This is a genomic window from Streptomyces sp. NPDC087440, assembly GCF_044744005.1.
In the GTDB taxonomy this organism is placed as follows: domain Bacteria; phylum Actinomycetota; class Actinomycetes; order Streptomycetales; family Streptomycetaceae; genus Streptomyces.
Genome location: NZ_JBIUXN010000003.1, coordinates 68,663 through 85,009, shown reverse-complemented (window position 1 = coordinate 85,009; position 16,347 = coordinate 68,663). Strand labels below are relative to the sequence as shown.

Below are 16,347 nucleotides of genomic sequence, written 5' to 3'. Positions count from 1 at the left end.
CCATGGCGATCGTGGATCTGCGGGACGAGACCAAGGCCTTCACGGCGAACCCGTATCCGTACTACGAAAAGCTGCGCGAGGCCGGGCCCGTGCACCACGTCCGCACCGCCGACGTGGACGAGATGTGGCTGGTCGTCGGGTACGAGGAGGGCCGCAAGGCCCTCGCCGACCCCCGGCTCGCCAAGAACTGGCGCACCTCCGACCTCTGGGACCCGGAACAGCACTCCGCCATGGGCAGCAACATGCTGGAGACGGACCCGCCGCAGCACACCCGGCTGCGCAAGCTGGTGACGCGCGAGTTCACCGGCCGACGCGTCGAGGGGATGCGCCCGCGCGTGCAGCAGATCACCGACGGCCTCATCGACTCCCTGCTGGCGAAGGGGAGTTCGGGAGGGCAGACCGACCTGATCGACGCGCTGGCCTTCCCCCTGCCGATGACCGTCATCTGCGAACTCCTCGGCGTCCCCGACCTGGACCGCGACCGCTTCCGCGCCTGGTCCAACGAGGTCGTCGCACCGACCGGCACCGAGGCGAGCATTGCCGCCGTCGGCGAGATGGGCGCCTACCTCGTCGAGCTGATCGAGGACAAGCGCTGCTCACCCGGCGACGACCTGATGAGCGACCTCATCAAGGCCCGTGACGAGGACGGCGACCGGCTGTCGCCCGACGAACTCGTCGGCATGGCCTTCCTGCTGCTCGTCGCCGGACACGAGACCACCGTCAACCTGATCTCCAACGGCGTCCGCGCCCTGCTCTCCCACCCCGACCAACTCGCCGACCTCCGGGCCGACTTCGACGGCCTGATCGACGGCGCGGTGGAGGAGATGCTGCGCTACGAGGGCCCCGTGGAGAACGCCACCTTCCGCTTCACCTGCGAACCCCTGGAGCTGGCCGGAGTGCCGATCCCCGCGGGCAAGCCCGTCCTGGTCTGCCTGGCCTCCGGGGACCGCGACCCCGCCCGCTACCCGGACCCCGACCGCTTCGACATCCGCCGCGCCCCGCAGGGCCACCTCGCCTTCGGGCACGGCATCCACTTCTGCCTGGGCGCCCCGCTGGCCCGCCTGGAGGGCCGCATCGCGATCCGTACGCTGCTGGAGCGCTGCCCGGACCTGGCCCTCGCCTCCGGCGCGGACACGCTGGACTGGCTGCCCGGACTGCTCATAAGGGGTGTCCGCAAGCTGCCGGTACGGTGGTGACGCATGAGCGAGACCTTCGACCTGACCCTGGCTCAGAAGACCCTGGAGGCACAGCCGTTCAGTGTCCTCCTCGGTGCCCGCATCACCGCCTTCGGTGACGGTGAAGCCGTCCTCGAACTGGACGCCCGGGACGACCTGCGCCAGCAGAACGGCTTCCTGCACGGCGGTGTCCTCGCCTACGCCGCCGACAACGCCCTCACCTTCGCCGCCGGTTCCGCCCTCGGCCCCGCCGTCCTCACCGGCGGCTTCTCCATCCAGTACATCCGCCCCGCCACCGGCCCCACCCTGATCGCCCGCGCCGCCACGGTCCACGGCGGGCGACGTCAGGCGGTGTGCCGGTGCGAGCTGTACGTGGCGGACGCGGCCGGCGCCGAGACCCTGTGCGCGGTGGCGCAGGGCACGGTCTTCACCGTGCAGCCGGAGGAAGCACGCCCAGAAACCCGGCCACCGCGTCCCTGAACCCGGCCGGGTCCTCCGCCCACGGCAGATGCCCCGCCGTCCGCAGTACGACGCGGGTGGCGTCCGGCAGCACGTCGGCCAGCGAGTCCACGGCCGCCCCGGGCCGGATGTCGCGCGCCCCGTCGACGATCAGCGTCGGTACGGTCAACGCGGCGCACTCCGCACGGAGTTGCGCGAGATCCTGGGCGCGCAGTTCGGTGTTCAGCGCCTTGTTCGCCGCGAAGTTGACGCCCCGCCAGGGGGTGGCCATCCGCTCGGCGAGCGCCCGGGCGCGGGTGCGGTCCGGGTCGGCGAAGTCCGCGGACCACTGGAGCACGCACATCTCCCGCTCCTCGGCGGGCGCGAGAGATTCACGCTCCCCCAACTCCCGCCACCTGGCGAGCCCTTCGCCGATGCCCTCACGCAGGTTCCGCTCGTAGTCGGGCTTCCATGTGGAGTCCGCGTCGATGCCCGTCCCCGACACGTACACCAGTGCAGCGACCCGCTCCGGACGCCGCAGCGCGTAGTGCAACGCCAGTCGTGCACCCCAGGAGTGGCCCACCAGGACCATCCGCTCCAGTCCGAAGTGCCCGCGCACGGCGTCGAGATCGGCGACGCTCCGCTCCACCGTGTACGGTCCCGACCGCTCCGACCTGCCGCACCCGCGCTGGTCCCACCGGTGCACGGAAGGCGCCCCCGCCCAGTGCAGCAGGGCCGCCACGTCCTCCAGGGTGTCCCAGAGCCCGGGCCCGCCGTGGCACAGGACGGCACCCGGCACGGCTCCGCCCGCGCCCTGTTCCGGGGTGCTCTCCGTGCGGGCCGCCCAGATCCGTACACCGTCGTCCGTCTTCACGTACTCCCGCTGTGCGTCCATGGAAGCCGAGGTTAGACGGCTCCGCCCCGGGCCGTCGTGCGGAAGCCCAACGGGCTCTCGCCGGTGCGTTGTTGGAAGAACTTCCCGAAGTTCGCCGCGTCCCGGAAGCCCAGCAGGGCCGCCACCCGGGACGCGCTGTGGTCGCTGTGCGCGAGCAGTCGCTTGGCCTCCAGTACCACCCGCCGGTCGATGAACTCCTTCGCGCCCACCCCGGCCGCCGACAGCGTCGCCCGCGACAGGGTGCGCGGGGCGTACCCCAGCTCCCGGGCGTAGTCGTCGACGCGCCGCGTGCGCGCGAAGTCCCGCTCCACGGCGGCCCGGAAGCGCAGGAAGGCGTCCGGGGTGTCGCGGGCTGCCGACGGTTCCCCGGTGTGCGCGAGGCGCAGCAGCAGGACGGCCAGGAGGTGGCGGAGTACGGAAAGGTGGGCGTCCAGCGGGAGTTCGGGGTCCGTGGCCGCGTCCGGCAGCCCCCGGTCCGTCCCCGCCTCCCGCAACGCCCGGTACTCCGCGTGCAGTTGCCCCAGAGCGCGCCCGGCGGCCTCGTCGCCCGCCGCCGTTGGCCGTCGCACCGTCGGCCCGAAGGGATCGTCGAGGCGGGCCGCCGCGCTGGTCGCCGGGTCGGGGAAGCCCGCCTCGAACAGCACCAGCGTGCCCTGTGCCCCGTGCAGGTCGTCCCAGCGGTGCACCTGCCCCGGCCGCACCCACAGCCACTCGCCCGGCAGCACCCGGTAGGAGGCGAAGTCGACCATCAGCGGGAGCGCGCCGCCCTCCAGTCGCAGGAGGTGGTGGAAGTCGGGGCGGTGGGTCGCCGAGATCGAGTCGGCGCAGGCGTTCTCCCGCAGCGCGGCCAGGGTCAGCACCTCCACCCCGGCCGGGGCGCCGCCGGGGGCGCTGAACCGGACCTCGGGGATGCCGGGAGTGCCCGAGAAGCCCGGCTGTCGCTTTTTCACCACCATGTGTCCGGAGCGTACCCGGCATTCGGGGCCTTCACCTCCTATGTTGGAAGAGCGACAAAAGACCACCGGGTCCGCAACCCGGAAATTCACCATCCTTGAAAGCCCCCGGAAGGATCCCTCCCATGGCCAAGATCGCCCTCTTCGGAGCCACCGGCACCATCGGCAGCCGCATCCTGCGCGAAGCCCTCGACCGCGGCCACCACGTCACCGCCGTCGTCCGCGACCCCGCGAAGCTCACCGGCGAGACCCACCAGAATCTCAGCGTCGTCGTCGGTGACGTCCTCGACCCGGCCTCCGTCACCGAGGCCGCCAAGGGACAGGACGTGCTGGTGGGTGCGGTCGGCGGCGGTCAGGGCGACGGCCCCGGCCACCTCGCGACCGTCGAGCCGTCGGCGAAGGCCCTGGTGGGCGGCGTCCGCACGCTGGGCGACGAGGCCCCGCGACTGATCATGGTCGGCGGCGCGGGCTCGCTGCGCACCCCTGACGGCAAGCAGGTCTGGGACGCCGAGGGCCTCCCGGAGTTCGTCCTGCAGATCATGCACGCGCACGGCGACGCCCTCGACTTCCTGCGCACCGTGACCGACGTCCGCTGGACCAGCCTGAGCCCCGCCGCCACCATCGAGCCCGGCGAGCGCACCGGCGCCTACCGCACCGACACCGACAGCCTGGTCCTGGACGCCGAGGGCACCAGCCGCATCAGCGCCGAGGACTACGCGGTCGCGCTGATCGACGAGATCGAGCGCCCGCAGCACGTCGGCGAGCGGTTCACCGTCGGCTACTGAACAGGGCCGGGGCGAAGCCGAACAGGGCCGGGGCCAAGCCGCAGAAGGTCCGGGCGAAGCCGAACGGGGCCGGGGCCCAGCGCGGGCTCACCGCCCCGGCACCTCCGCCAGCCCCACCGCCCGCCCCTCCCGCCGCGACACCTCGCACGCCTCCGCCACCCGCAGCGCCTCCAGCGCCTCGCGCCCGTCGCACGGGTTGGGCCGCAGCCCCCGTACGACGTCGAGGAAGGCGTCCAGTTCCGCCTCGTACGCGGGCGCGAACCGCTCCAGGAACCCGGACCACGGTTTCGCCGGGGCGGGCGGGCCCGACGGCTCGGCGGAGGTGAGCGGGGTGCGGTCGTCCAGGCCGACCGCCACCTGGTCGATCTCACCGGCCAGTTCCATGCGTACGTCATAACCGGCGCCGTTGCAGCGGGTCGCGGTCGCCGTGGCGAGCGTCCCGTCGTCCAGCGTCAGCACGACGGCGGCCGTCGCCACGTCGTCCGCCGCCGCGAACATCCCGGGACCGGCCGCCGACCCGACCGCGTACACCCGCACCACCTCGCGCCCGGTCACCCACCGCAGGATGTCGAAGTCGTGCACCAGGCAGTCCCGGTAGAGGCCCCCGGAGAGCGGGAGATACGCGGCGGGCGGCAGGGCCGCGTCGGAGGAGACGGTACGGATCGTGTGCAGCCGCCCCAGCTCCCCGGCGCGCACCCGCGCCCGCGCCACCCCGTACCCGGCGTCGAAGCGGCGCATGAAGCCGAGTTGGAGCACCGTGCCCGCGGCCTCCACCTGGCGCAGCGCCTCCAGCGTGCCCGGCAGGTCCACCGCGATCGGCTTCTCGCAGAACACCGGCAGCCCGGCCCGCGCCGCCCGCCCGATCAGCTCCGCGTGCGCGGCCGTCGCCGAAGCGATCACCAGCGCGTCGAGGCCCGCCGTCAACAGGTCCTCCGCGGGGGTGAATTCGGCGCCCACCCGCGCGGCCACCTCCGCCGCCCGTCCCGCGTCCGCGTCCGCCAGCACCAGCGAACCCACCGACGGGTGCCGGGACAGCACCTCGGCGTGGAAGGAACCGATGCGGCCCGTGCCCATGAGTCCGATACGCATGCCGCCCAGCCGACAACAGCCCCCGGTCCCTGTCAAGGACTTTGTCCTGACAACAGGACCTGTGAACAACGGGACTTGGTGACGCGCCGACGCCCCGGGGCTACGCTCACCCCCGTGCCGAAACCAGCGACCGACCCCACCGTCGCCCTCCGACTCGGTGTGGACCGTTCCAGCCCGGTCCCGCTCTACTTCCAGCTCTCCCAGCAGCTCGAAGCCGCCATCGAGAAGGGCAGGCTCTCGCCCGGCAGCCGCCTGGGCAACGAGGTCGAGCTCGCCGCCCGCCTCGGCCTGTCCCGCCCCACCGTCCGCCAGGCCATCCAGTCCCTCGTCGACAAGGGGCTCCTGGTGCGGCGCAGAGGAGTGGGCACCCAGGTCGTGCACAGCCAGGTCAGACGCCCGCTCGCGCTCAGCAGCCTGTACGACGACCTGGAGGCGGCCGGGCAGCGCCCCACCACGCTCGTCCTGCACAACACCGTCGAGCCCGCCGCCCCGGCCGTCGCCGCCGCCCTGGGCGTCCCCGAGGGCGCCGAGGTGCACCGCATCGACCGCCTGCGCTCGGCCCACGGCGAGCCCATGGCGTACCTCCGCAACCACCTCCCCCTCGGCCTGCTGCCCCTCGACAGCGCCGAGCTGGAGGCCACGGGCCTGTACCGCGTGATGCGGGCCGCCGGGATCAGCCTGCACAGTGCCCGCCAGTCCGTCGGCGCGCGGGCGGCGGGGGCGGCCGAGGGCAAGCTCCTCGGGGAGGACACGGGCGCACCGCTGCTCACCATGGAGCGGCGCACCTTCGACGGCACGGGGCGCGCGGTCGAGTTCGGCTCGCACCTCTACCGGGCGTCCCGGTACGCCTTCGACTTCCAGCTGCTCGTACGGACGTGACGTGTGCACCTGGCGAATGTCCGGACAAACCATTGACGCCGTCGCACACCCCCCGTTAGAACACCCCCAGCCGCAACCGGGCGGCGGGGGACACGAGGCGGACCCACGATGCGTACCACTCGTACCACGCGGAAATCGACATTCCTGGCCGCAGCGGGCCTGACGGCAGCGGCCCTCGTCCTCAGCGGATGCAGCGGCTCCGGCGGCAAGGGCTCCGAGGAGAAACCGACCCAGGCCCAGGGCGCGGGCGGAAAGGCCGCCGACACCCCCCGCATCAAGATCGCGATGATCACCCACTCCGGCGAGGGCGACACCTTCTGGGACATCGTGCAGAGCGGCGCCAAGGCCGCCGCCGCCAAGGACAACGTCGAGTTCCTCTACTCCGCCAACAAGGAGGGCAAGGAGCAGGCCTCCCTCGTCGAGGCGGCCATCGACCAGAAGGTCCAGGGCATCGTCGTCACCCTCGCCAAGCCCGAGGCGGTCGGCGCCGCCGTGAAGAAAGCCGTCGCGGCAGGCATCCCCGTCGTCACCATCAACTCCGGCGGCCGGCACTCCCAGGCCCTCGGCGCGCTCAGCCACATCGGCCAGGACGAGGCCGTCGCCGGTGAGGGCGTCGGCGAGGAGCTCAACACGCGCGGCCGCAAGAAGGCCCTGTGCGTCATCCACGAACAGGGCAACGTCTCCCTGGAAGAGCGCTGCGCGGGCGTGAAGAAGACCTTCAAGGGCAGCGTCGAGAACCTCAACGTCGAGGGCACCAACATGCCCGCCACCACCTCCTCCATCGAGGCCAAGCTCCAGGCGGCCAAGGACATCGACGCCGTCGTCACCCTCGGCGCACCGTTCGCGGACGCAACGGTGAAGGCCAAGGAGGGAGCGGGCAGCACGGCCGAGGTCGACACCTTCGACCTGAACGCGGCCGTCGTGAAGAGCCTGAAGGCGAAGGCGGTCGGCTTCGCCGTCGACCAGCAGCCGTACCTCCAGGGCTACCTCGCCATCGACGAAATCTGGCTGAATCGCACCAACGGGAACGTCCTCGGCGGCGGCAAGCCGGTCCTCACCGGACCCGCCATCGTCACCGAGAAGGACGTACCCGCGCTGGAGAAATACACCGCCCGCGGCACCCGATGACGTACCCGCCGACCACACGACGGACCCCCATGCCGGATACTTGGGCGGCCGGGGTCTGGCTCAATACCCCCCGGCCGCACCCAGGAGTACAGCGAGAAGGGCACGACGTCGTGGCAAGGGTTCGGACAGGGGTACGCGCACTGGGCGCCGTGCTGGCGGCGGTGCTCGGGGCTTCCCTCACCGGTTGCAGCAGCACAGGCGGCAAGCGGGCCGAGGAGCGTGCGGCCGCGGCCGCCGCCCAGGGCAAGGCCGCGGTGAACACCCCTCGGTGGACCTTCGCCATGGTCACCCACTCGGGTGCGGGCGACACGTTCTGGGACATCGTGCAGAACGGGGCCAAGCAGGCCGCCGCCAAGGACAACATCGACTTCCTCTACGCGAACAACGCGGAGGCCCAGCAGCAGGCCCAGCTGGTCGACACGTACATCGACAAGAAGGTCGACGGGCTGATCGTCACGCTCGCCAAGCCGGACGCCATGAAGGATGTCCTGACAAAGGCGAAGAAGGCCGGGATCCCGGTGGTGACCATCAACTCCGGCACCGAGGCGTCCAAGGCCTTCGGCGCGCTCACCCACATCGGCCAGGACGAGACCATCGCCGGTGAGGCGGTCGGCGAGGAGCTGACCAAGCGCTCGAAGAAGAAGGCCCTGTGCGTGCTGCACGAGCGCGGCAACGTCGGCCACGAGCAGCGCTGCGAGGGCGTCAAGAAGTCCTTCCAGGGGACGGTCGAGAACCTCTACGTCGACGGCACCAACATGCCCGACGTCCAGGCGTCCATCGAGGCCAAGCTCCAGACCGCCAAGGACATCGACTCCGTGGTCACCCTCGGCGCTCCCTTCGCCGACGCCGCCGTGCAGGCCAAGCAGCAGGCCGGCAGCCGGGCCGAGATCGACACCTTCGACCTCAACGCCAAGGTCGCCGACTCCCTCGACGCGGGCACGCTCGGCTTCGCCGTCGACCAGCAGCCGTACCTCCAGGGCTACGAGGCCGTGGACCTGCTCTGGCTCTACCGCTACAACGCGGACATGCTCGGCGGCGGCAAGCCCGTCCTGACCGGCCCGCAGATCATCACCAAGGACGACGCGGCCGAGCTGAAGGCGTACACGAAGCGGGGGACCCGATGACAGCACCAGCACCGGCACCAGCACCGGCACCGGCACCCGGTACGAAGACCGACGAGCGCCTCGTCCACACCTCGCCCCTGCGCAAGCTGATGGGCCGCCCCGAGCTCGGCTCGATCGTCGGCGCGATCGCGGTGTTCCTGTTCTTCTCGATCGCCGCCGACAGCTTCCTGCGCGCCTCCAGCTTCGGCACCGTCCTGTACGCGGCCTCCACCATCGGCATCATGGCCGTCCCCGTCGCCCTCCTGATGATCGGCGGCGAGTTCGACCTGTCGGCCGGCGTCATGGTGACCAGCTCCGCGCTGATCTCCTCGATGTTCAGCTACCAGATGACCGCCAACGTCTGGGTGGGCGTCTTCGTGTCGCTGCTGGTCACGCTGCTGATCGGGGTCTTCAACGGCTTCATGCTGACCCGCACCAAACTCCCGAGCTTCATCATCACGCTCGGTACGTTCCTGATGCTGACCGGCCTGAACCTCGGCCTCACCAAGCTCATCAGCGGCACCGTTTCCACCAAGGGCATCGGCGACATGGAGGGCTTCGCGTCCGCCAAGGCCGTCTTCGCCTCGCAGATCACCATCGGCTCGGTGAACCTCAAGGTCACCATCCTGTGGTGGTTCGTGCTGATCGCCCTGGCCACCTGGATCCTGCTGCGCACCCGCGCCGGAAACTGGATCTTCGCGGTCGGCGGCGAGAAGGACGCGGCCCGCGCCACCGGCGTCCCGGTCAACAAGACCCGCATCGGCCTCTACATGGGCGTCGCCTTCGCCGCCTGGGTCTCCGGCCAGCACCTGCTGTTCAGTTACGACGTCGTGCAGTCCGGCGAGGGCGTCGGCAACGAGCTGACGTACATCATCGCGGCCGTCATCGGCGGCTGCCTGATCACCGGCGGCTACGGCTCCGCGATCGGCTCGGCGGTCGGCGCGTTCATCTTCGGCATGACGAGCAAGGGCATCGTCTACGCGGAGTGGAACCCGGACTGGTTCAAGTTCTTCCTCGGAGCCATGCTCCTTCTGGCCACCCTGCTCAACGCATGGGTACGCAAGCGCGCGGAGGCACGGTCATGAGCACAGCAGTCGCGTCCGGAACCCCCCTCGTCCAGCTCGACGACGTCTCGAAGTTCTACGGCAACATCAAGGCCCTGGAGGGCGTCTCGCTGGAGGTCCACGCGGGCGAGATCACCTGCGTCCTGGGCGACAACGGCGCGGGCAAGTCCACCCTCATCAAGATCATCGCCGGGCTGCACCAGCACGACGCGGGCACCTTCCGCATCGAGGGCGAGGAGACCACCCTGGTCAACCCGCGCGACGCCCTCGACCGGGGCATCGCCACCGTCTTCCAGGACCTCGCCGTCGTCCCGCTGATGCCCGTCTGGCGGAACTTCTTCCTCGGCTCCGAGCCCACCAAGGGCCGCGGCCCCTTCCGCCGCCTCGACGTCGCGCACATGCGCGAGACCACCCGCTCCGAGCTGCTGCGGATGGGCATCGACCTGCGCGACGTCGACCAGCCCATCGGCACCCTCTCCGGCGGCGAGCGCCAGTGCGTGGCCATCGCCCGCGCGGTGCACTTCGGCGCGAAGGTCCTCGTCCTGGACGAGCCGACGGCCGCGCTCGGCGTCAAGCAGTCCGGCGTCGTCCTGAAGTACGTCGCCGCCGCGCGCGACGCGGGCCTGGGTGTCGTGCTCATCACACACAACCCGCACCACGCCTACCTCGTCGGCGACCGCTTCGTCCTCCTCAAGCGCGGCGCCATGTCCGGCAGCAGCACGAAGCAGGACACCACCCTGGACGAGCTGACCCGGCAGATGGCCGGCGGCAGCGAACTCGACGAGCTCAGCCACGAACTGGAGCGGGCCCCGGCCCCTGCCCGGATCGGTGGCCACCCGGTCGACCCGGAGGGCGACAAGCCCGCGCCGTAACCCCCGCCGCACCGTCCGGGGGCCCGGCGCAACCCCCCGCGCCGAGCCCCCGGACGACGCTTCCCCCGGCCCCCGCACGCCCGCCCGGACAGGTTCCTTATGCCCATGGATGGCAGAATCGGCGGCGGCGGGCGCCGTCCGCCGCCGGTGCATCGGCCCAGCCCCGAGCCCCCGGCCCCCCGACACCCCGCAGGGACGATCCCCCTCGTGCGTTCCCCCCGCCCCGCCCGGACGCCCCACGCGGAAGGCTCCCGATCATGAGCAGCAGCTACCGCGACTTCGCGAACCGAGGCACCGCCCGCGCCACCGTCCTGCGCACCGTCGGCCCCCGCGAGCGCCGCTCCCACCTGACCGCCCCGCGCGTGCCCACCGTCGGCATCGACATCGGCGGTACGAAGGTGATGGCGGGCGTCGTGGACGCCGACGGCACCATCCTGGAGACCCTGCGCACCGAGACGCCGGACAAGTCCAAGAGCCCCAAGGTCGTCGAGGACACCATCGTCGAACTGGTCCTGGACCTCTCCGACCGGCACGACGTCCACGCGGTCGGCATCGGCGCGGCCGGCTGGGTCGACGCGGACCGCAACAAGGTCCTCTTCGCCCCGCACCTCGCCTGGCGCAACGAGCCCCTGCGCGACGCCGTCTCCTCGCGCCTCGCGGTCCCCGTCCTGGTCGACAACGACGCCAACACCGCCGCCTGGGCGGAGTGGCGCTTCGGCGCCGGACGCGGCGAGGACCACCTCGTCATGATCACCCTCGGCACCGGCATCGGCGGGGCCATCCTCGAAGACGGCCAGGTCAAGCGGGGCGAGTACGGGGTGGCGGGCGAGTTCGGCCATATGCAGGTCGTCCCCGGCGGCCACCGCTGCCCGTGCGGCAACCGGGGCTGCTGGGAGCAGTACAGCTCCGGCAACGCTCTGGTCCGCGAGGCCCGCGAGCTGGCCGCCGCCGACTCCCCGGTCGCGTACCACCTCATCGAGCGCGTCGGCGGGAACATCCCCGAGATCACCGGGCCCCTCATCACCGAGCTGGCCCGTGAGGGCGACGCCATGTGCGTCGAGCTGCTCCAGGACATCGGCCAGTGGCTCGGCGTCGGCATCGCCAACCTGGCCGCCGCCCTCGACCCCTCCTGCTTCGTCATCGGAGGCGGCGTCAGCGCCGCCGACGACCTCCTGATCGGCCCCGCCCGGGACGCCTTCCGCCGCCACCTCACCGGCCGCGGCTACCGTCCCGAGGCGCGCATCGCCAAGGCGCAGCTGGGCCCCGAGGCCGGCATGGTCGGGGCCGCCGACCTGGCCCGCCTGGTCGCCCGCCGCTTCCGGCGCGCCAACCGGCGCCGGGTGGAGCGTCACGAGCGGTACGAGCGCTACGCCCAGGCCCTGCGCACGGCCACCGCACCGGCCGCCGCCGTCGCGCCGGGCGGCCCGGACCGTACCGTGGAGGGGACGACCACCGCCCCGGACACCGTCGACCGGACGGCCCCCGACACCACCGCCCCCCGCTCCGACCGCGCCGAGAACGCCCAGGGAACCACCGAATGACGTCAGCGATCCCGCGCCAGAGCCCCTCCCAGGACGCCCCCCACGGCACCGGGCGCGGCGGCAAGAAGGACAAGCACGGCAAGAAGGCCAAGCCGCCGGAGAGCCGCCGCCACGTCATCGTGCGCCGCAGCCTCACCCTGGCCATCATCGTGATGCTCATCGGCATCCCGGCCGGATACCTCCTGGTCTCCGCGGAGCAGAGCCGCCAGGGCGGTGTGAACAAGGAGCGCGAGGCCGCCAACGCCGGACTCACCGTCGGCTGGCCCTCCCAGGTGCAGCGGCGCATCTACCACCTGCCCATCCCGCTGATGGCGCAGAACCTCGCCTACTACGAGACCAACAACTGGAAGACCAACCGGCTCTACGCACGGTTCGCCACCACCCCCGCCGACCTGGACACCTTCCTCAAGGACATGGGCACCTCCACCGCCGCCCTGAAGGAGGGCGAGGTGACCATCAAGCCGCACGACCGCTCCACCGTCGGCTGGGTCTTCACCCCGCGCCGCAAGTGGTCGGGCCTGGTCTACGCGCAGAAGGACCCGCTGCCCACCGTCGACATCACCGTCGACCGCACCGTCCCGCAGCGCCCCTGGGTCTACGCGGTCTCCACCGCGACCCCCTGACCCCCGGCCCCGCCGCGGCCGACCCAGGTCACCCGGGACCCCCTCCTGACCACGGGCACGGGGGATGGCAGCCTGATCGGGTGAGTGAGACGACGAACGCAACCGTGCATCCCCACCCATCCCTGCAATACCGCTTCGACGGCCCTGACGACGCACCGGTCCTGGTGCTCGGCCCGTCCCTCGGTACGACATGGCACAAGTCGGCTTAGCCGTCCAGAGGCGTCCATCCAGTCCAGTGCAGCCGTGTATGTCCAGTTTCGGTCTGTGCGGCAGGTGAGTGTCCATGGGGTTCGTGACAGCCGAGTGACATGCGTGACATGAGAAAGCCCCGCCGGTGCTGCGCTGGCGGGGCTTCGTTGTACGGCTGCTCAGGGCCGTTCGGTGCCTGTCCTGGGGGCCGTATTGTACTCCGGCTCGCCGCTCTCAAGGACGCGGAGGAGCGAAGCAGTGACGACGCGGGCGGTACGGCCGATCATCAGCACGCGGCAGGGGAACTCCCCGCGGCGTACGAGGTCGTAGCCCTTGGATCTCGACATGCCGAACACTCGCGCTGCGTCCTCGACGCTTCCCGTTCCACTCCAGGTGGCCCGTATGTGCGCGGGGTTATGGAGGGGGGTGTGCGCAGTGCTGGGAGGGCTGTGCATTTTCGGTTCGTCAGTACCTTTCAGACGGCGCTGCTGGCAGGAGCCCCAGATGGGAGTCACGGCGAGGGCCTGCACGACAGCTGTTATTCGGGGGAACGCGTGCACCACCTAGTGCTTTTGGTGCGTGAGCAGGAAAGAGCGGTGGAGCAGCAATGATCCGAAGGATTGCCGGTTTGGCCAACCGGCAATGCGGCGCTATATTCCCCCCTTCACAGGAATCCTTCTGCGGATCCATAGCAAGGGTGACGCCGTGAGATTGACGCCAAGTCAGCCGGTGAAGGGGTCATGCACCCAGCTCCTCGTTCATCCCGGGCGCTGCAGGGAGCCTTTTCGAACCTCACGTTGACGCGTGGTGAAGGGCGAGGACGGCCTTCACGATGTCGGTGATGCGGTCAGGGCAGCAGCGGAGCTTCTGAAGGAGCCGCCAGCCCTTCAGGACGTGGCCTGTTCGCCGACCTGGGTGTTTCAGCCTGCTCCTGCCCGCTGTTGGACATGCGTTGGTCAAGTGACCATTCGTCTGGCTTGTAGCCGGGAAGCGGTGTGAGGACGAGGTGCCGACGCCGATGCTAATCGTCGGCAGCACATGACAAACGAGGCTCGGCCCTCCCAGCAGGGAAGCCGAGCCTCGTTTTGTCATGCCCTCTGGCTGCTGCGTCCGCGCCGGCAAGCGGTGGGGATGTGTCAGGAACCTGCCCTGCCTCGGAGTTCCACAGTCGGTTCCTCTGCAACAGGAGGGCGGAGCGGAAATAACGCGAGCCCCCTTGGCGTTGTGAGGTCGGTTGTCGAGGAAGGGAAGGTGTGTCGGAGCTGAGGCTGTTCCGTACGGACACTTTGAATGGCGGCATGGCTGAGGTCGTGCCGCGTCTTGCTGCAGTCGAGGCAGATGTGCAGGGCCTGGTCGAGGCACACATGGAGACGATGCTGGGCGTCCGGTTCCTGGCGAGCGAGTACAGCACCGGCCCGGTGCACGGCGGGCGGATCGACTCGCTCGGTCTCGACGAGAACGGGGCGCCGGTCGTCGTGGAGTTCAAGCGCGGCACGGACGCGGGCGTCATCCACCAGGGCCTGTTCTACCTCGCGTGGCTGATGGACCACCGTGCCGAGTTCGAGCGCCTGGTCCGCGACCGGCTCGGGGCCACGGCGGCGGCGCAGGTGCTCTGGAGTGCACCGCGGGTGATCTGCATCGCCGGTGACTTCACCCGCTACGACGTGCACGCGGTGCGCGAGCACCGGCGCAGTATCGACCTGGTCCGCTACCGCTACTTCGGATCCGATCACATCGCGCTGGAGGAGGTCGCCTCGGTGACCGGAAGCACGGCCCCCAGGCCCCGCCTGCGGGCCACCGGGGCGGCTCAGCGCCGTACGGCGCCCACGGCGATGGGGGAGCTGGCCCAGGCCCTGGACGAGGTGCTGCTGGGCTTTGGTGGCGGGGTGACGCGGGTCCAGCGCAAGCAGTACGCCGCCTACCAGCGGGTGCAGAACTTCGCCTGCGTCTGCCCGCCCCAGCAGACCAAACTCCTCGTCTACCTGAAGGCCGACCCCCGCCAGGTCGACCTGGTTCCGGGTTACACACGCGATGTCACGACTATCGGCCACCACGGCACGGGCGACCTGGAACTGCAGCTCCGGTCGGAAGCGGACCTGGAACGCGCCCAGGACCTGCTGCGGCTGAGCTACGCCGCTGCCTAGCTCACGGTGGGGACCGGCACCGCCTGTGGCTATCCGGCTTCGGCCTTTTACACGCTGTCCCAGTAGTGGGTGAACTGTTCTTCGGTCAGGCGTCGGACGGCGTACCCGGCGCACTTGCTGCACCAGCCCGAGCCCGACCAGGAGCCGCTCCCTGGGTCCTGCTGGTAGAGCGGCACGAACTCCTCCAGGGCGAGGAGTCCGTGGCCGGAGCCCAGGTACTTCGCCGTGGATGCACAGGCCGTGGGACTTGAACTGGCCCCGAGAGCGGCCGTGCGGGTCGGTGGCGTACACCTGCAGGTCCGCGAGCGGTCCGAGTGGCTGGTTGCCCACGCTGTAGCCGGTATGGCCGTGCGGGTCCATGACGACGGACCGGCCGCGGTTGCTACGGAGGAACACTCACAGAGCAAATCGATTTCCGGCGGCGACGTGCGAGGCCCGCTGGTGCAGACCGTCGTTGTAGTCGTAGTCGCCCCCTCTGCTGCCGGGGCGATGAACGCGGTCGGCGTCGGGTTCGGCGTCTAGCCAGTGGGCCGGGACGGGTTGCCGCCTGGCTGACGCGGGAGGAGTTCGCGCAGGAATGTGTCCCGCTATGCAACTTCCACCGCCGGCTCGTCGCAAGGGAGGCAGTGCCGCCCACCCGGGCTTCATGGTTGCGTTACTGTGCGAGGTGGGTCGGTCCGGGGGAAGGAAACGTCGAGGCCGGTCTAAGGCCGGTCGAATAGGGAGAATCCGATGGTCGAGATTCGACTCTGCTTCCCGCACGCTCAGCGGAAGGTCGAGATGCCTGGAGTTCCTCGGTGCGGAGATGAGCTGCTATGGCGGGAAACCTCCTTCACTGTTTCTCGGGTGTCATGGGCTGTCGATCCGTGGGGGGAAGAAGGCAACGTGTACGTGTACCTCGAACCCGGTGAGGAAGCTGCCTACGACCTCATGGAGAGGGAACGCGTGCACGATGCGGCCAAGCTAGACCTGGCGCACGCAAAGTCCCTAGGGAAGACGGGGCGAATCGTGCTGGTGCATCCGGGACCTAGAGTCGTCAACTGTCCCGGTGCGGATCTGTCAGTGATGGCGGGTTCAGGGAGGCGGCCTGCGTTCCTGACAAGAAATCAGCACCCGGAAATCGACGAGTTCTTTGATTCCACGTACGACCCGAACAGTCAGAAGAATCCTTATTCTGAAACGATCTTCGCTTTTCCCGTCGGGCAGTATCAGGTTCCCGACGAGGCGGAAAGTGAAATTTTCGACGTGCTGGTCGACGATGTCGCGATGATCCGAGAGGCCATCGCAGAGCGGGAGCGGTCGTAATTCTCAGAGGGGTCAAGGTCGCTCTAAGTGGCTGGCCATGGCTATCGTGATCTTCATGCGGCCGGTGTGATCGCGATATCCAAGTCGGTATGGAGGTTCTGGCTCACCGGGTTCCCTGTTCGACAGGTTATTGACCGCCTCGCGACACGAGGGTGCGGAAGCGG

Annotated in this window: 16 protein-coding genes and 2 pseudogenes; 12 read left to right on the top strand and 6 right to left on the bottom strand. The window is 70.3% G+C overall.

Annotation, left to right across the window (positions count from 1 at the left end; all coding sequences use genetic code 11):
- Positions 1-2 precede the first annotated feature (2 nt).
- Together ACIO3O_RS08660 and ACIO3O_RS08655 are read left to right on the top strand one after the other, a co-directional pair.
- Positions 3-1,196 (top strand): cytochrome P450, encoded by a 1,194-nt coding sequence (locus ACIO3O_RS08660; protein WP_401743634.1) that lies wholly within the window; start codon positions 3-5, stop codon positions 1,194-1,196.
- Between the two features lie 3 nt (positions 1,197-1,199).
- Entirely contained in the window at positions 1,200-1,655 is a 456-nt protein-coding gene (locus tag ACIO3O_RS08655) for a PaaI family thioesterase (RefSeq protein ID WP_401743633.1), read from the top strand.
- On the opposite strand, the gene ACIO3O_RS08650 is transcribed toward ACIO3O_RS08655, so the two are convergent.
- The gene (locus ACIO3O_RS08650) at positions 1,603-2,508 is read right to left on the bottom strand and encodes an alpha/beta fold hydrolase (protein WP_401743631.1); all 906 of its coding nucleotides are present in this window, start codon (positions 2,506-2,508) and stop codon (positions 1,603-1,605) included. The two genes, ACIO3O_RS08655 and ACIO3O_RS08650, sit on opposite strands and share 53 nt — an antisense overlap.
- Positions 2,509-2,519: 11 nt before the next feature.
- Complete coding sequence (locus ACIO3O_RS08645; RefSeq protein WP_401743628.1) at positions 2,520-3,464, bottom strand: helix-turn-helix domain-containing protein; 945 nt, start codon at positions 3,462-3,464, stop codon at positions 2,520-2,522.
- A gap of 122 nt (positions 3,465-3,586) precedes the next feature.
- Between ACIO3O_RS08645 and ACIO3O_RS08640 the strand changes: the two genes are divergently transcribed.
- Positions 3,587-4,246 carry an NAD(P)-dependent oxidoreductase gene (locus ACIO3O_RS08640; RefSeq protein ID WP_401743626.1) on the top strand — a complete coding sequence of 220 codons (660 nt, stop codon included), beginning with the start codon at positions 3,587-3,589 and terminating at the stop codon, positions 4,244-4,246.
- A gap of 87 nt (positions 4,247-4,333) precedes the next feature.
- On the opposite strand, the gene ACIO3O_RS08635 is transcribed toward ACIO3O_RS08640, so the two are convergent.
- Positions 4,334-5,335, bottom strand: coding sequence for a Gfo/Idh/MocA family oxidoreductase (locus tag ACIO3O_RS08635; RefSeq protein WP_401743623.1), 1,002 nt, complete (start codon positions 5,333-5,335; stop codon positions 4,334-4,336).
- 114 nt (positions 5,336-5,449) lie between these two features.
- On the opposite strand from ACIO3O_RS08635, the gene ACIO3O_RS08630 reads away from it, so the two are divergent.
- From ACIO3O_RS08630 to ACIO3O_RS08600, 7 genes and pseudogenes are all read left to right on the top strand, one after another.
- Positions 5,450-6,214, top strand: a complete 765-nt coding sequence (locus tag ACIO3O_RS08630; protein ID WP_401743620.1) for a GntR family transcriptional regulator — start codon at positions 5,450-5,452, stop codon at positions 6,212-6,214.
- A 108-nt stretch (positions 6,215-6,322) separates the two neighbouring features.
- Positions 6,323-7,342, top strand: coding sequence for a substrate-binding domain-containing protein (locus ACIO3O_RS08625; RefSeq protein ID WP_401743618.1), 1,020 nt, complete (start codon positions 6,323-6,325; stop codon positions 7,340-7,342).
- A gap of 110 nt (positions 7,343-7,452) precedes the next feature.
- Positions 7,453-8,466, top strand: coding sequence for a sugar ABC transporter substrate-binding protein (locus ACIO3O_RS08620; protein WP_401743615.1), 1,014 nt, complete (start codon positions 7,453-7,455; stop codon positions 8,464-8,466).
- Positions 8,463-9,530: an ABC transporter permease gene (locus ACIO3O_RS08615; RefSeq protein ID WP_401743613.1), complete on the top strand. Its 1,068-nt coding sequence runs from the start codon at positions 8,463-8,465 to the stop codon at positions 9,528-9,530. Before ACIO3O_RS08620 ends, ACIO3O_RS08615 begins: the two co-directional genes overlap by 4 nt.
- A complete protein-coding gene (locus ACIO3O_RS08610; RefSeq protein WP_401743611.1) occupies positions 9,497-10,381 on the top strand; it encodes an ATP-binding cassette domain-containing protein in 885 nt (294 codons plus the stop codon). The genes ACIO3O_RS08615 and ACIO3O_RS08610 overlap by 34 nt, the downstream gene beginning before the upstream one ends.
- 257 nt (positions 10,382-10,638) lie before the next feature.
- Positions 10,639-11,772: pseudogene (locus ACIO3O_RS08605) on the top strand (ROK family glucokinase); the annotation flags it as partial.
- 146 nt (positions 11,773-11,918) lie between these two features.
- Positions 11,919-12,545, top strand: a complete 627-nt coding sequence (locus tag ACIO3O_RS08600) for a sugar kinase (protein WP_401743609.1) — start codon at positions 11,919-11,921, stop codon at positions 12,543-12,545.
- A gap of 368 nt (positions 12,546-12,913) precedes the next feature.
- On the opposite strand, the gene ACIO3O_RS08595 is transcribed toward ACIO3O_RS08600, so the two are convergent.
- Complete coding sequence (locus ACIO3O_RS08595) at positions 12,914-13,189, bottom strand: helix-turn-helix domain-containing protein (protein ID WP_401743606.1); 276 nt, start codon at positions 13,187-13,189, stop codon at positions 12,914-12,916.
- Positions 13,190-13,526: 337 nt separating this feature from the next.
- A pseudogene (locus ACIO3O_RS08590) lies at positions 13,527-13,625 on the bottom strand (IS5/IS1182 family transposase); the annotation flags it as partial.
- 362 nt (positions 13,626-13,987) lie between these two features.
- On the opposite strand from ACIO3O_RS08590, the gene ACIO3O_RS08585 reads away from it, so the two are divergent.
- Positions 13,988-14,878 (top strand): DUF5655 domain-containing protein, encoded by an 891-nt coding sequence (locus tag ACIO3O_RS08585; RefSeq protein WP_401743603.1) that lies wholly within the window; start codon positions 13,988-13,990, stop codon positions 14,876-14,878.
- Positions 14,879-14,925: 47 nt separating this feature from the next.
- Here ACIO3O_RS08585 and ACIO3O_RS08580 read toward each other — a convergent pair whose 3' ends face one another.
- Complete coding sequence (locus ACIO3O_RS08580; protein ID WP_401743600.1) at positions 14,926-15,054, bottom strand: hypothetical protein; 129 nt, start codon at positions 15,052-15,054, stop codon at positions 14,926-14,928.
- Between the two features lie 556 nt (positions 15,055-15,610).
- On the opposite strand from ACIO3O_RS08580, the gene ACIO3O_RS08575 reads away from it, so the two are divergent.
- Positions 15,611-16,183: a hypothetical protein gene (locus ACIO3O_RS08575; protein WP_401743599.1), complete on the top strand. Its 573-nt coding sequence runs from the start codon at positions 15,611-15,613 to the stop codon at positions 16,181-16,183.
- Positions 16,184-16,347 lie beyond the last annotated feature (164 nt).